We start from the raw sequence: 13,135 nt of genomic DNA, 5'->3' as shown, positions 1-13,135 counted from the left end.
TGCCCCGCATGATGAATCGGGAATTGAGACCGGAAACCCTGTGCGTGCAGGCGGGCTGGGCGCCTAAAAAGGGCGAACCCCGCGTATTGCCCATTTACCAGAGCACGACGTTCAAGTATGAGACCAGCGAACAAATGGCAAAATTGTTTGATCTGGAAGAATCCGGCTTTTTTTATACACGCCTCCAGAACCCCACCAACGAGGCGGTTGCCAGAAAAATCGCTGAACTGGAAGGCGGTGTGGCCGCCATTCTGACGTCTTCCGGCCAGGCGGCTTCCTTCTTTGCCGTTTTCAATATTTGCGAGGCTGGAGATCATATCGTCAGCGCTGCGGCCATTTACGGAGGCACATACAACCTCTTTGCCGTCACCTTCCGGAAAATGGGCATTGAAGTTACTTTCGTGGACCAGGACGCCCCGGCGGAGGAAATCGCCAAAGCGTTCCGTCCCAATACGAAGGCTTTCTTTGCGGAGACTATTTCCAATCCTACGCTTTGCGTGCTGGATATCCGTAAAATGGCGGACATTGCCCATGCGCACGGCGTTCCTCTCATTGTGGACAATACCTTTGCCACTCCCATTAATTGCCGTCCGTTTGAATGGGGCGCGGATATCGTCACCCACTCCACCACCAAGTACATGGACGGCCATGCCACCGCCGTAGGCGGCGTGATTGTGGACAGCGGCAATTTTGACTGGGAGGCGCACAGGGATCAATTCCCGGGGTTGACGGAACCGGACCCCTCCTACCACGGTCTCTCCTACAGCAAAAGCTTCGGCAAGGGCGCCTACATCACCAAGGCGACTGTCCAGCTCATGCGCGACCTGGGTTCCATCCAGTCCCCGCAGAACGCCTTTTTGCTCAACCTGGGCCTGGAAACCCTCCACCTGCGCGTGCCGCGGCATTGTGAAAACGCGCAAAAAGTGGCGGAATTCCTGCAAGGGCAGGAAGATGTTGCCTGGATCAATTATCCGGGGCTTTCTTCCAATGAGTATTATGAACTGGCGCAGAAGCAATTCCGCGGCGGCCAATCCTGCGGCGTAGTAACCTTCGGCATCAAGGGAGGCCGTGAGCGTTCCATCAAGTTTATGGACAGTCTGAAACTGGCCGCTATCGTGACCCATGTAGCAGATTCCCGCACCTGCGTTCTCCATCCCGCCAGCCATACGCACCGTCAGTTGACGGATGAACAGCTCATGGAGGCGGGCGTACGGCCTGACCTCATCCGGTTTTCCGTAGGGACGGAAGCTGCGGAAGACATTATTGCGGATCTCAAACAGGCTTTGGAAGTTATTCGTTAAAGTTTCTTCTTGGAGAGGGCCGCCTCACTGTTGCTGAGGCGGCTTTTTTCATCATCAGGGATTGGATAAAAGGAACAGCGGATTGTTAATCCGCTCTTTTTCTTTGCGCAATATCAGGAGGGAAAACCTGAAACTATTTCCTTCAAGAATAGTTCGCAATATCTTATTGATTGATAATAATCAATGATTTATGAAATGATGTGCAGCTGTTAAAATGCAAGAAACGCAAGGAGTGGTCTCTATAAGACACTTACCTCAAAAAAGAAGTCCCCTGCCGGAATACCGCTCTTTCAATTTTTTATGTTGACAACGGATTAACAATCCTCTAACTAACGCAAAGCGTTATGAGAGTCTATCATTATATTTTGTCAGCCAGTTGCGCATGTATGATGTCCGTCCAGGCGGCTACGGTTATTGCCGAGCTTCCTGAATCGCAAAGCGTAACACAGACGGCCACTATGGCGAGAACATCAGGGCAACAACTTCTGGACAAAGTAAAGGGCCTGCAAAATGGAATATATGCCGGCGGCAATAACAATTCCATTTCAAATTGGGGGGTAAATAATGAAGGCGCTTGGGTGAATGAGGACAATGCAGGAACCATTACATTATGCGGACGTGCCGGAGTTAGCGGGGATTCCTTCGCCATGGTTCTTGGAGGGCCGCAGCAGGGTGATTCCGTTTCTTCCATTACGTTTTCCTGCAATACTCCTTCTTCCGTCATCACCAGTTATTCCATGGTGCTTGCCGTATATGATTCAACCGGCAGTTTGGTTGAGGAGCTCTCCAGAGTACAGAATTTCTCATTTACTTCTACATCGGAAACAACAACAGTTTCCCTGGATATGTCGGATGCTCCCCTTACCTGGGAAGAAGGGTATAAGGTAGTCGCCGGGGTGCGCGGTGGCGCTGGAACCGCTACTTCCGCTTATACAATTACCGGTATACAGGTTTCCTATGAAACGGTGCCCGAGCCTGCCGCCGCGTCTTTGGGCCTGCTGGGTCTGGGAGCTATGCTGTTGCGCCGCAGACGCTCATAGTAAATACCTTCGTTATTCGGGAGGCAGCTGAAAAGCTGCCTCTTTTCTATTTTCAGCACGAGAATAATTTTTGGCTGGCTGCGAAAGAAAAGGGATTAATGGCGCTCTAATCCCTCAGTGATTGTTCGAAAGCCCGGTACTGCACGGCTTCGTACAAATGTGCATCCTGAATATCGGAAGTTCCTTCCAAATCTGCGATGGTCCGGGCCACCTTGAGAATACGGTCATAGGCTCTGGCGGAAAGGGCCAGCTCTTCCACGGCGCGGAGCAGGATGGACCGTCCTTCCGGCTGCAGGCGGCAATATTTCTGGAGCGCTTTTCCGGAAAGGGCCGCATTATTGCGGAAAGGCGTTCCTGCGTATCTGCTGGCCTGGAGCCGCCGTGCGGCCGCCACGCGTTCCCGGATACTGGCGGAACATTCTCCGGCAGGCGCGGAGGCCAGAATAGAGGGATCCACGGCGGGAACTTCCATCAGCAGGTCAAACCGGTCCAGCAGCGGGCCTGAAATCTTGCGGCGGTAGCGCGCGATCTGCGCCGGGGGGCAGGTGCAGGCCCGTCTCCTGTCTCCCAGATAACCGCAGGGACACGGGTTCATGGCGGCAGCCAACATGAAACGGCACGGGAATGTCATGGTGCCGGAAGCGCGGGAAATGACTACCTGGCCGGTTTCCAGCGGCTGCCGCAGGGTTTCCAGAGCGGAGCGGCGGAATTCCGGCAATTCATCCAGAAAGAGAACGCCGTTGTGGGCCAGGGATACTTCTCCCGGCGTGATGTTTGCTCCTCCCCCCATCAGTCCGACATCGGAAATGGTGTGGTGGGGTGCCCGGAACGGACGCTGATCCACCAGGCCGTTCCCCCGTTTCAACAGGCCGCATACGGAATGGATTTTGCTGGTTTCCAACGCTTCCTCCGGACTCAGCGGCGGAAGAATGGTCGGGAGTCTTTGCGCCAGCATGGATTTGCCGGACCCCGGAGAGCCGCAAAGCAGGATATTATGGCCTCCTGCCGCCGCAATCTCCATGGCGCGGCGTGCATAAGGCTGCCCCTTGATTTCGTCAAAATCCACAGCGGCGTCTTTGTCCCGGGAAGCGCGCACCTCTTGCCCTGAACCCGTAAATGGAGGCGGCAGGGCTTCGGAAGTAAGCAGATGCCATGCTTCCCTCAGGGAAGAAACGGGATAAATCTCCACGCCCTGCACGGGCAGCCCTTCACAGGCGTTGGCGCGCGGCAGCATGATGCGTCTCCTGCCCATGCGCCGCGCTTCCATGATTTGCGGCAGAATGCCTTGCACGGGGCGGACGGTTCCGTCCAGGGCCAGTTCTCCTACAATGCACCAGTCAGAAGCGTCCATCTCCTTTTCCGCCGCTCCCGCAACCATTCCCAGGGCGATGGGAAGGTCAAATCCGGGGCCTTGCTTCCTTAAATCCGCCGGGGCCAGATTGACGACGAAGACGCCCTGCTGAAAGGGAAGGCCGCTGTTTTGTATGGCCGTGTCCACGCGCTGCCCGCTTTCTTTCACGGCTGCATCCGGCAGGCCGACAATAAAGGTGCGTTTTTCCGCCATGGGGCGGAAATCCACTTCCACCTCCACTTCTACCCCATCTACGCCCAGGACGGTGGAGGAATACAGTCGCGTCATCATTCGTCCATGCTAGGGAATGGATGACAGAAAAGGAAGGAAAATAACGAAAAATATAAAAATATCTAACAAATAGTTCAGCGACGGGAAGCGCGCCGGAGAATTTCCCGTTCCTCCTCCGTCAGGCTGGACAGGCCGGACCTGGATATTTTTTCCATGATTTCATCCACTTCTTTTTCAGAGGGGCTGGCCTGCGCCGGACGGCGGCCGGAAAGCTTAGGGGAATAGTGGGAAGAAGAGGCCGCCCTTCGTCTGGAAGAAGACAGCTTTTCCTTCCATAGAATCAGCAATGTCAGGATAAATCCGGCGAACATGCCGCCCAGGTGGCCGGCTTCCCCGCCCGCATTGTTCCATTGGAAAATAATGACGGCCGCGGCAATGCCGAGAACGGCCAGGGCAAACTGGCGCACGCTCAGATTAACCGGGGGAAACAGAAGCTGTACCCGGGCATGGGGAAAGAGCACCGCGCATGCGGCCATGATGCCATAAATGGAACCGGAGGCCCCCACCATGGGAATGAAGCGCCATTCCGGATCAAAGAATCCCATGTACCCCAGCAGGGAGGAAAACAGAGCCGCCGCCACGCCACAAAACAGGTAATACAGCAGGAAACGCCCATGGCCGAAACGCTCCTCTACAACCGGGCCGAAAAACCACAGGGCAATCATGTTGAACATGATGTGCCCCAGATTGGCGTGAAGAAACTGGTAGGTGAACAACCGCCACAATTCCCCCTCGTGAAAACACGTATATTCGCTGTAAGCCCCGTAAAGCTGGATCAAGTCCAAATGAACGGGCGGGTAAATATTCCTTGGGATGTCCACCTGGAAGAAGAACCCCAGGATAAAGACAACTACATTGAGCAGAATCAGCCAGTGCACCATGACGGCGCTGCGCTGGTCAAACAGACGCTCCCGTACCGTATCTCCCCAGTTCTCTTTCTCCGCTCGCATATAAGGCCGCATGTAATCGCGTTCAGAGCCTTTTGACAAGGAAAATAGCTGTTCCGTTCAAGGCAGGGCGACTGGCGTCCCGCATTATTTCCAGAGCGCGGCAGGCAACAGATCCGGCGGCAGGTCCGCTCCGTGCACGAGATGCCCGGCAAGCTGGGCAGCGGACCATGGGGACGTGGTCACCCCCTTGCTGCCGAGCCCGGAGAAGACGAACTGGCCGTCCAGCCCGGGAATGGGGCCGGCGACCGGCTGGCTGCGGCGGATGATGGGGCGGACGGCGGCTCGGGCGCGGATGACGTCCATGTTCCCTGAATAGCGTTTAACCAGATCCAGCATCAATTCCTGGACGGCGGGGGCTTCCGGAATGCCGGGCGCATCCCACGCCCACGCGTAAGTGGCCCCGAAGCGCCAGAAAGAACCGTTATGAACCAGCCAGTGCCCGAAATGCAGGACGCCGGCATGCCAGTCCAGCTCTTTCAAATCCAAATCCAGAATAGTTCCTTTGGAGGGGCGCCCCTTCAGCGGAGACATGTCCGGATGGAGTCCGGCTTCCCAGCCGGTACACCAGACGATGTGGGAAAACGTGCGGCCGTTCCAGCGGAAAAGGCCGTCTACGTCCGGCCGGATATCTGCGGGAGACACATCCGCTTCCACAAAACGGCCCTGTTCCATAAAGAACCGCCGCATGGCGGTAACCATGTTCTCCACGTGCAGCACGGCGGAGCCTCGCGTATAAGCGGCTTTCCCGCGCCCTTCCCAGTGTTCCGGCCATGGAAAAAGAGGCCCGGCATAGGCGCAGGATTCCGGAGCCGTCTGGCGTTCCTGCCAGATTTCAAACTGGTCCTCCGTCTCCACTTCACGGAAAATCGGAGTTTTCTGCCACCAGGACCCGCCCAATTCCCGTTCCGTCTCCGGGTAAAAGGCTTCTGCCGCCGCCAGGCATTCTTCCTGCCGCCATCCGGGCCGGAAGGCGCGGCCCGTCAGGGGGTTCACCAATCCGGCCGCCACCCGGGAGGCCGTTTCCGCCACGGGGCGGTCTGCGACCGTGAAATCCGCGCCGAGGCGTTTCAATTCCCACGCCAGACAGCTTCCGGCAATTCCCTGGCCAATGATAAGGATGTTCATGATAGATGGATGAAGAACCGGAAAATCCCGGAAATGAGAGAGGAAAACGGAGGGAAGGGGACATCCCTTCCCTCCGAAAGCAAGGAATGCCGCAGGGGAAGGGGCCTGCGGCACCGGAAGAATGGGCCCTGCTTACAGGGCGGCGATAATGGCGTCGCCCATTTCCGCCGTGTTCACGCGGATTTCTCCGGGCGCTCCCGTAGCCAGGTCGCCCGTGCGGAAGCCCTGGTCAATGACGCGGCGGACGGCGGCGTCAATGGCGTCTGCCGCGGCTTTTTCTCCCAGAGAGTAGCGCAACAGCATGGAAAGGGAAAGAATCTGGGCGATTGGGTTTGCAATGCCCTTGCCGGCAATGTCCGGGGCGGAGCCTCCGGAGGGTTCGTAAAGGCCGAAGAACAGGCCGTTGTCCTGCGCACCCTGGCACAGGCTGGCGCTGGGAAGCATGCCCAGGGAACCGCAAATCATGGCCATTTCATCGGAAAGAATGTCGCCGAACAGGTTTTCCGTCACCAGCACGTCGAACTGGCGGGGATTGCGCACCAGCTGCATGGCGGCATTGTCCACGTACATATGCAACAGTTCCACGTCGGGATAATCCCTGGAAACTTCAATCATCGTCTCGCGCCACAGCAGGGAATTGGTCAGCACATTGGCCTTGTCCACGCTGGTGACGCGCTTGCGGCGGCCGCGCGCGGCCTCGAACGCCACTTTGGCGATGCGCACCATCTCGCTTTTACGGTAGCGCATGGTATCCACGACGACTTCGTCGTCTCCTTCCTGTTCGCGGAAACGGGGCTGGCCGAAATACAGGCCTCCAGTCAATTCCCGGACGCATAAAATGTCAAATCCGCCTTCAATCAGTTCATTCTTGATGGGAGAGGCATGGGTCAAGGCCGGAAGGCATACGCCCGGACGCAGGTTGGCATACAAGCCGAAATGTTTTCTCAGAGGCAGCAGGGCTCCGCGTTCCGGTTGTTCATTGGCGGGAAGATGCTCCCATTTGGGACCGCCCACGGAGCCGAACAGAACGGCATCCGCCTCTTCGCAGGCGCGAATGGTTTCTTCGGGAAGGGCCTTGCCGCAGTGGTCAATGCCCGCCCCCCCCACAAAAGCCTCCTTGCGGCTTACAGTGAAGCCGAACTTGCCGCTTACGGCATCCAGAACCTTCAGGGCCTCTGCCATAACCTCGGGCCCAATGCCGTCGCCGGCCAGGACAGCAATATGATGGTGATGTTCACTCATGTCGCTGAAAGTCTGGTCATTCTCCCTTCAAAGGTCAAGAAAACACCGTTGCCATGACCGCGCCGCGGAAATCTTTTTGCGTCAAAAAGCCTGCAAGAGTAAAAAAGTACTTGCCAAACGCCTGCGCCTCCAGTAAAAACCCTTCCGCGTTCCATGGAATGCAAACTCCCCTGTAGCTCAGCGGTAGAGCGGGTGACTGTTAATCACTAGGTCGTTGGTTCGAGCCCAACCGGGGGAGCCACTAATTTTCTAAGCCCTGTAATTTTAATGGATTACAGGGCTTCTTTTTTGCCTGTTTTGAGGCTGGAAGTGTAAAAAACCACGGAAAAACAGCCATAAATGCTGGCCGTATATCATTTTTTGATTCCGTTTTGGCGTAACATTGGCGTTTCAGAAAAAATCATGAAACGCCTGAAGCGCTAATCTGGCGGCATGTTTAAGGAGTGCGCCGGAGATTCATGTTCTGTCGGGATCCCGGGTTGTAACAAGGAAAAGGGGGCTTTTCCCGGCCACGATCATTTTAAGCGGATTATCGTTTCCGCGTCTCCTATTCCGGGACCGTGTATGCCGCCGCAGCTTTGTGCATTCTGAACATGGCGGGGATGCCGTGGAGAGGGAAAGAAGGTCATGACGCCATAGGCAAGGCGTTTCGGTAATGGCGTTACTCGCTAAAAAGCGCGGGTATTTTGAGAAGAAGAGCGATGACAATAAAATTACTGAAATAATTGCAGTAAAAACATTGACCTGCCGCAATAATTCAGTAGGTTGGTATTGCTGACGGAAAATAGCGGACGATAAGATGCTGCGCGTTTGAAAACATGAAAAAACATGATGTTGCTTATTTATGCAGGAATAAAAGCGCTGCAATCCTGTTTGAAAGAACAGGGGATATCCCTATGAACTGCAGGCTTCAAGAGCGGTTTCAGGGAAAATGTATGGCTTCCGGCGACCGTATCCGGGGCGGCGTGTTCTCATCCGGCAGGGAGCTGGCGGCGGATGGCGGAAACCAGGCTTTGGAAAAATTGTGAAAACATATCTGGATAAAAATGTTTATGAGGCGGCTTTAGAACGCATTGCCTATTGTTTCCGGGAGTTTGACAATGTCCTAGTGTCCTTTTCGGGCGGCAAGGACAGCGGCGTCATGCTTAATCTCTGCTATCGTTACGCCGCCGAACAGGGCCTGCTGGACAAACTGTCCATGTACCACCTTGATTATGAGGCCCAATACCAGATGACGACCGAGTATGTGACCAGAACATTTCTGGAGCAATTCCCCGGCATCCGTAAAATGTGGTATTGTGTGCCGATCAGGGCCCAGTCCGCATGCTCCCTAGGGGAACCCTATTGGACGCCGTGGAGCGCCGCCCAAAAAAAACTGTGGGTGCGGCCTATGCCGGAGAATCCCTATGTAGTCAACGAAAAGAATCTGGACGTTCCGTTCCGGCACGGCATGGTGGACTATGAATTCCAGGATAAGCTTTCACGCCATTTTGCCAAAAAACACGGAAGCACTGCCGTCATGGTAGGGCTGCGGGCGGATGAAAGTCTCAACAGATACGCCGCCGTTGCCCGCGGCAATAAGAGGACGTCTTATGAGGGAAGGAAGTGGATTACACAGGCTGATGCCATGACCGTCAGCGCCTACCCTCTTTATGACTGGCGCGTCAGTGACGTTTGGACGGCCAATGCCCGCTTTGGTTTTGACTACAACCGCCTTTATGACCTCCTGTACCAGGCAGGCCTCACGATCGGGCAGATGCGGGTGGCGAGCCCGTTCAATGACTGCGCCCAGGAAAGCCTGAAGCTTTACAAAGTTATTGATCCTGCCAACTGGGCGCGCATGGTCGGTCGCGTCAACGGCGTCAATTTTACGGGTTTGTACGGAGGCACGACGGCCATGGGCTGGAAAACCATTAAACTGCCGCCCGGCCATACCTGGAAGTCCTATTATGAATTCCTGCTTTCTACAATGAACAGGAAAACGGCGGAACACTACAACAACATTTTGGAAAGGTCCAAAAAGTACTGGATGAAAGGGGGCACCGTCGATCCCGGAACTGCCGATGAAGTGCTGGCCGCCTATCCGCTGGCGACCGTGACGGGAAAGTCGGGCCGTTACGTCGACCGCGACGTCGTCCGGTTCATGGGCTACCCTGACGACATGCCGGTCAGCAATTTCCGGCAGGTGCCTTCCTACAAGCGCATGTGCATCTGCATCATGAAGAACGACTACTTTTGCAAGTACGCCGGATTCGGCCCAACCAAGGGAGCGATTGCCCGGCGCCGGGCCGCCGTCAATAAATATCGCAACATTTTATGAAAAGCTCCTATCAATCTCCCGTTTACCAAATCCGGCGCGTTCCTCTGGACCAGATACGTTCCAACGCTTACAACCCGAACAGCGTGGCGCCCCCCGAAATGAAGCTGCTCTACCAGAGCATCAAGGAGGACGGCTATACGATGCCCATTGTCTGCTATAAGCTGGAGGACGGGACCTATGAAATCGTGGACGGTTTCCACCGCTGCCAGATTATGAAAACCTACCGCGATATTTACGAACGGGAGGGCGGCATGATGCCGGTGGCCGTAATCGACAAGCCTCTTGGAAACCGCATGGCTTCCACCATCAGGCACAACCGTGCCCGGGGATCTCATAATATCGCCCTCATGACCAGTATTATCCAGGAGTTGACGGAGGCGGGCATGTCAGATGCGTGGATACTTAAAAACCTGGGAATGGACGCGGAGGAATTGCTGCGCCTCAAGCAGCTCAGCGGGATTGCCTCCCTGTTCCGGGAGGGGGAATTCAGCCAGGCATGGGAATCGAAATAATATCGCCCCGGAATCCATGAATCAATATGTCGCTCAACTTCTGGAAGCCGTTCAGAAGAAAACGGGCTGTGACACGAGCGGAGCCGTGCGCTGGCTGGCGAAGCAGGCCGGAGTATCGGAAAGAACGGCGTGGTACTGGAAACAGCAGGAGAAATTGAGAAAGGCAACGGAAAAGAATCTCGGCAGAATAGCAGAAGAATTGAAGAAATGAGTAAGATGATTCATCCCATGCCGTTGAATGCTGCAGGGCGTCCGGTTCTCCTTGCTGAACTTGCAGTCCATTCCCCATGGCCGCATGGTTGATTGCCTGTGGATGCCGGAGAGGTTTCCCTTCGTTCCCGGTCGCATGAACAGTGCGGGAACAGTTCCTCTAAAGAATAGTTGCGGCCTGATATTTTTTAGATTATATCATTTTTCATGAAATGGCTTTTGGTTTTCCTGATAAGTCCCTGCATGGTTTTTGCCGAAAGTATGAGGGGAGTAGTGATTAACGTGATTGACGGCGACACGGTTATTCTTCTGGAAAAGACGCCTGAACAAATGCGTACGCACCGGATACGGCTTGAGGGCATTGATACGCCGGAAAGGGGGCAGGACGGGTATGAAGGCGCCAAGGAATACCTGGAAAAGCTGATTTGGGGAGAGACGGTTACAGTCCGGTATACCGGGAATGACAGGTACGGCCGTATTTTAGGGGAAATATGGCATGGAAAAATGTTCGTCAACGAAGAGATGGTAAAGGAAGGATGGGCGTGGATTTATAAAAATTTTTCCGCCAGCCGGAAGCTCGTTTCTCTTGAAAGGGATGCCAGAAAGGCCCAAAAAGGCATCTGGTCTGACCCGAATCCCATATCTCCGTGGGAATGGAAAGCAGCAAAAAGAAAGGAAAAATCTGACAGAAAAAACACCGGGGAAATTTCTTATTAAGCCGTTTTCCGTGAAAACGGTCCCGTTAATAATGCTGCTGAACAGGGAATGTTCAATAAGCAGGAACAACGGGCGTTTTTAACGGCGGGCGTGGTTCAGGAGCGTTTCCGTTGTGTCCCGCCCGTCTGCGCCGGTTCAAAGATGGCGGGAAGGGGAGTGTTTGCCCCGGAGCCTTGCCGGGGCCATGTTTCAGGGTTGGCGCGGTAAGGCAGGAGATAGTACACAGCTTTCTGGATGGAAGCACCGGCGGGCGTTTTCCGGTAACGGTAGTTTTTGTCGCCCATGCGTTCTGCAAGATGCGCCAGGTATCCCCGTGCTAAAACCTCCGGAATGCCATTACCTGCTATTCAAGCAGGAATCTTTTTCCGGGATAACCGGGAAATGGAGCCATGCCCTGATTTCTTTGCAGAGCCGTTTCCGGCCGCTTTCCCGGTTATCCGGAGGTGTGGCCTGCGGATAGGGATTCCGCATCAGGCCAGATGCATGCCGCCGGTAACGCCAAAGACCTCCGCAGTAATGAAGCTGGATTCCTGGGAGGCGAGAAAGACGTACAGTCCGGAGAGCTCTACAGGCTGGCCTGCCCTTCTGAGGGGCGTTTTCCGTCCGAATTCCGGCAGGTCTTTCTGCAGCTGGCCTCCGGTTACTTGCAAAGCTGTCCAGATGGGGCCGGGAGCCACCACATTGACCCGGATGCCTTTGGGAGCGACCTGCTTGGCCAGGGCGCGGCTGAACGCGATGATAGCCGCTTTCGTGGAGGCATAGTCCACCAGGTTCTTGCCGGGCTGGTAGGCCTGGATGGATGAGCAGGTAATGATGCTCGTCCCCGGCTTGAGATGCGGAAGGGCTTCCCTGGCAACCCAGAACAGAGAGAACACATTTACTTCAAATGTCTTGGTTAATTGTTCCGTGGTAATGTCACGAATATCTTCCACCGCCACTTGCTTGCCGGCTGCCAGGGCCATGATGTCCAGCCCGCCAAGTTTTTCCAGGGCATCCCTGACGAGTTTTTTACAAAAGGCTTCATCGCTGAGGTCTCCCGGCAGCAGGACGGCCTTCCGGCCCTCCTTTCTGATGAGTTCCGCCACTTCTTCGGCATCGCTTTGTTCTTCAGGAAGATAGTTCAAGGCTACGTCGGCTCCTTCGCGTGCGTAGGCAATAGCCGCCGCCCGGCCTATGCCCGAATCTCCCCCTGTGACCAGGGCTTTTCGGCCACGGAGCCTGTTGCAGCCATGGTAGCTCTGTTCCCCGGAATCCGGCACGGGTTTCATTTCGGATTGCAGGCCGGGGGCTTTCTGCTGTTGTTGTTCATATCCTTCCTGGCGGAATTCGCCGCGCGGGTCCTGTATTTTATTAATGTCTTCTGTGTTCATTTTATCATCAGTTATATTTTGGGACGGAGTTGACGGAAGGGGAAAAGCGCTGCCATGCGGGAAATGACCGGCAGCATTTTTTCCCGGCATTCTTCATTTCCTATCCGTGATGACCTGGATTCGAACGGCCTGTTCAGGGGAAGACATGTTTTTATTTCAATATGTCATTGATATTTATTTATATAGGAATTTTATGCATGTTGTTTTTATAGACCGGAGAAAGATGTTTGATTTTCAGATTTTTTGAATCTGGTTGAATTTCCCAATCCGCCTTAAAGAAAAACATCCTTGGGATGCTTGATAATTTTCGAATAATTAAATTTCTTTTTAAAAGCGGAAAAACGGAATGAAAGAAAACGGAATCAGTTTTCCTCCTGTTCCAGTTTCACTTTCCTGGCCAGGATTTTTTTCATGACGGCACGGCGATCTCTTTCCGGTATTTCAACGGGATTGCCGCGATAGTCGCCGGTCATGGCGGCCAGGGCCCCTCCTACATGGCGCATATTGAAAATCGGCAGTTTCCAGGTGGAAGGCTTTTCCGGATCGGGAACGTAGGCAAAGTCGGAAGCGGGATGTTCCTCTCCGTCCACTTTTTTCATTTTGGATTCATGGTTGCGGTCCATGAGTAATGGACAACCGCCTTTGCCGGCCATGGTGGAAAAGCCCCGGGATAAGACACGGAAATCCGCCCGTCCAGCAATAATCA

13 protein-coding genes and 1 tRNA gene are annotated in these 13,135 nt (G+C 54.7%); 7 read left to right on the top strand and 7 right to left on the bottom strand.

Translation table 11 applies throughout. The annotated features are described in order from the left end of the window. The first annotated feature begins 11 nt into the window (after positions 1–11). Positions 12–1,301 (top strand): O-acetylhomoserine aminocarboxypropyltransferase/cysteine synthase family protein, encoded by a 1,290-nt coding sequence (locus tag O4G22_RS04180; protein ID WP_345784516.1) that lies wholly within the window; start codon positions 12–14, stop codon positions 1,299–1,301. Positions 1,302–1,759: 458 nt separating this feature from the next. Beyond that, the gene (locus O4G22_RS04175) at positions 1,760–2,341 is read left to right on the top strand and encodes a PEP-CTERM sorting domain-containing protein (protein WP_306702243.1); all 582 of its coding nucleotides are present in this window, start codon (positions 1,760–1,762) and stop codon (positions 2,339–2,341) included. A gap of 106 nt (positions 2,342–2,447) precedes the next feature. On the opposite strand, the gene O4G22_RS04170 is transcribed toward O4G22_RS04175, so the two are convergent. The 4 genes from O4G22_RS04170 to leuB form a co-directional block, all read right to left on the bottom strand. Then, entirely contained in the window at positions 2,448–3,983 is a 1,536-nt protein-coding gene (locus O4G22_RS04170; RefSeq protein WP_306702242.1) for a YifB family Mg chelatase-like AAA ATPase, read from the bottom strand. A gap of 74 nt (positions 3,984–4,057) precedes the next feature. Beyond that, positions 4,058–4,933 (bottom strand): rhomboid family intramembrane serine protease, encoded by an 876-nt coding sequence (locus O4G22_RS04165; RefSeq protein ID WP_306702241.1) that lies wholly within the window; start codon positions 4,931–4,933, stop codon positions 4,058–4,060. 84 nt (positions 4,934–5,017) lie between these two features. Next, the gene (locus O4G22_RS04160; RefSeq protein WP_306702240.1) at positions 5,018–6,058 is read right to left on the bottom strand and encodes an NAD(P)/FAD-dependent oxidoreductase; all 1,041 of its coding nucleotides are present in this window, start codon (positions 6,056–6,058) and stop codon (positions 5,018–5,020) included. Positions 6,059–6,190: 132 nt separating this feature from the next. Then, complete coding sequence (gene leuB, locus O4G22_RS04155; protein ID WP_306702239.1) at positions 6,191–7,300, bottom strand: 3-isopropylmalate dehydrogenase; 1,110 nt, start codon at positions 7,298–7,300, stop codon at positions 6,191–6,193. Between the two features lie 166 nt (positions 7,301–7,466). Here leuB and O4G22_RS04150 point away from each other — a divergent pair. The 5 genes from O4G22_RS04150 to O4G22_RS04130 all read left to right on the top strand — a co-directional run bounded on the left by O4G22_RS04150 (position 7,467) and on the right by O4G22_RS04130 (position 11,059). Then, positions 7,467–7,541, top strand: a tRNA-Asn gene (locus O4G22_RS04150). Positions 7,542–8,324: 783 nt separating this feature from the next. After that, positions 8,325–9,620, top strand: coding sequence for a phosphoadenosine phosphosulfate reductase (locus O4G22_RS04145; RefSeq protein ID WP_306702238.1), 1,296 nt, complete (start codon positions 8,325–8,327; stop codon positions 9,618–9,620). Continuing rightward, entirely contained in the window at positions 9,617–10,132 is a 516-nt protein-coding gene (locus O4G22_RS04140; protein ID WP_094136684.1) for an IbrB-like domain-containing protein, read from the top strand. Before O4G22_RS04145 ends, O4G22_RS04140 begins: the two co-directional genes overlap by 4 nt. 16 nt (positions 10,133–10,148) lie before the next feature. After that, positions 10,149–10,343: a hypothetical protein gene (locus O4G22_RS04135; protein WP_094136685.1), complete on the top strand. Its 195-nt coding sequence runs from the start codon at positions 10,149–10,151 to the stop codon at positions 10,341–10,343. Positions 10,344–10,549: 206 nt separating this feature from the next. Further along, positions 10,550–11,059 (top strand): thermonuclease family protein, encoded by a 510-nt coding sequence (locus O4G22_RS04130; RefSeq protein ID WP_290489374.1) that lies wholly within the window; start codon positions 10,550–10,552, stop codon positions 11,057–11,059. Positions 11,060–11,154: 95 nt separating this feature from the next. On the opposite strand, the gene O4G22_RS11565 is transcribed toward O4G22_RS04130, so the two are convergent. From O4G22_RS11565 to O4G22_RS04120, 3 genes are all read right to left on the bottom strand, one after another. Then, positions 11,155–11,364: an alginate lyase family protein gene (locus tag O4G22_RS11565; RefSeq protein ID WP_306702424.1), complete on the bottom strand. Its 210-nt coding sequence runs from the start codon at positions 11,362–11,364 to the stop codon at positions 11,155–11,157. 165 nt (positions 11,365–11,529) lie between these two features. Then, positions 11,530–12,429 carry an SDR family oxidoreductase gene (locus O4G22_RS04125; protein WP_306702237.1) on the bottom strand — a complete coding sequence of 300 codons (900 nt, stop codon included), beginning with the start codon at positions 12,427–12,429 and terminating at the stop codon, positions 11,530–11,532. A gap of 362 nt (positions 12,430–12,791) precedes the next feature. Beyond that, complete coding sequence (locus O4G22_RS04120; RefSeq protein WP_290489378.1) at positions 12,792–13,052, bottom strand: hypothetical protein; 261 nt, start codon at positions 13,050–13,052, stop codon at positions 12,792–12,794. Positions 13,053–13,135 lie beyond the last annotated feature (83 nt).

It is taken from the genome of Akkermansia muciniphila (genome assembly GCF_030848305.1).
GTDB classification, from domain to species: Bacteria; Verrucomicrobiota; Verrucomicrobiia; order Verrucomicrobiales; family Akkermansiaceae; genus Akkermansia; species Akkermansia muciniphila_A.
Note: the sequence above shows the minus strand (reverse complement) of the source record. Positions and strands in the feature narration are given on the sequence as shown.

Coding starts and splice junctions, on each gene's coding strand:
- O4G22_RS04180 (WP_345784516.1), top strand. CDS start 12: ATGAATCGGGAATTGAGACCGGAAACCCTGTGCGTGCAGGCGGGCTGG.
- O4G22_RS04175 (WP_306702243.1), top strand. CDS start 1,760: ATGGCGAGAACATCAGGGCAACAACTTCTGGACAAAGTAAAGGGCCTG.
- O4G22_RS04170 (WP_306702242.1), bottom strand. CDS start 3,983: ATGATGACGCGACTGTATTCCTCCACCGTCCTGGGCGTAGATGGGGTA.
- O4G22_RS04165 (WP_306702241.1), bottom strand. CDS start 4,933: ATGCGAGCGGAGAAAGAGAACTGGGGAGATACGGTACGGGAGCGTCTG.
- O4G22_RS04160 (WP_306702240.1), bottom strand. CDS start 6,058: ATGAACATCCTTATCATTGGCCAGGGAATTGCCGGAAGCTGTCTGGCG.
- leuB (WP_306702239.1), bottom strand. CDS start 7,300: ATGAGTGAACATCACCATCATATTGCTGTCCTGGCCGGCGACGGCATT.
- O4G22_RS04140 (WP_094136684.1), top strand. CDS start 9,617: ATGAAAAGCTCCTATCAATCTCCCGTTTACCAAATCCGGCGCGTTCCT.
- O4G22_RS04135 (WP_094136685.1), top strand. CDS start 10,149: ATGAATCAATATGTCGCTCAACTTCTGGAAGCCGTTCAGAAGAAAACG.
- O4G22_RS04130 (WP_290489374.1), top strand. CDS start 10,550: ATGAAATGGCTTTTGGTTTTCCTGATAAGTCCCTGCATGGTTTTTGCC.
- O4G22_RS04125 (WP_306702237.1), bottom strand. CDS start 12,429: ATGAACACAGAAGACATTAATAAAATACAGGACCCGCGCGGCGAATTC.
- O4G22_RS04120 (WP_290489378.1), bottom strand. CDS start 13,052: ATGGACCGCAACCATGAATCCAAAATGAAAAAAGTGGACGGAGAGGAA.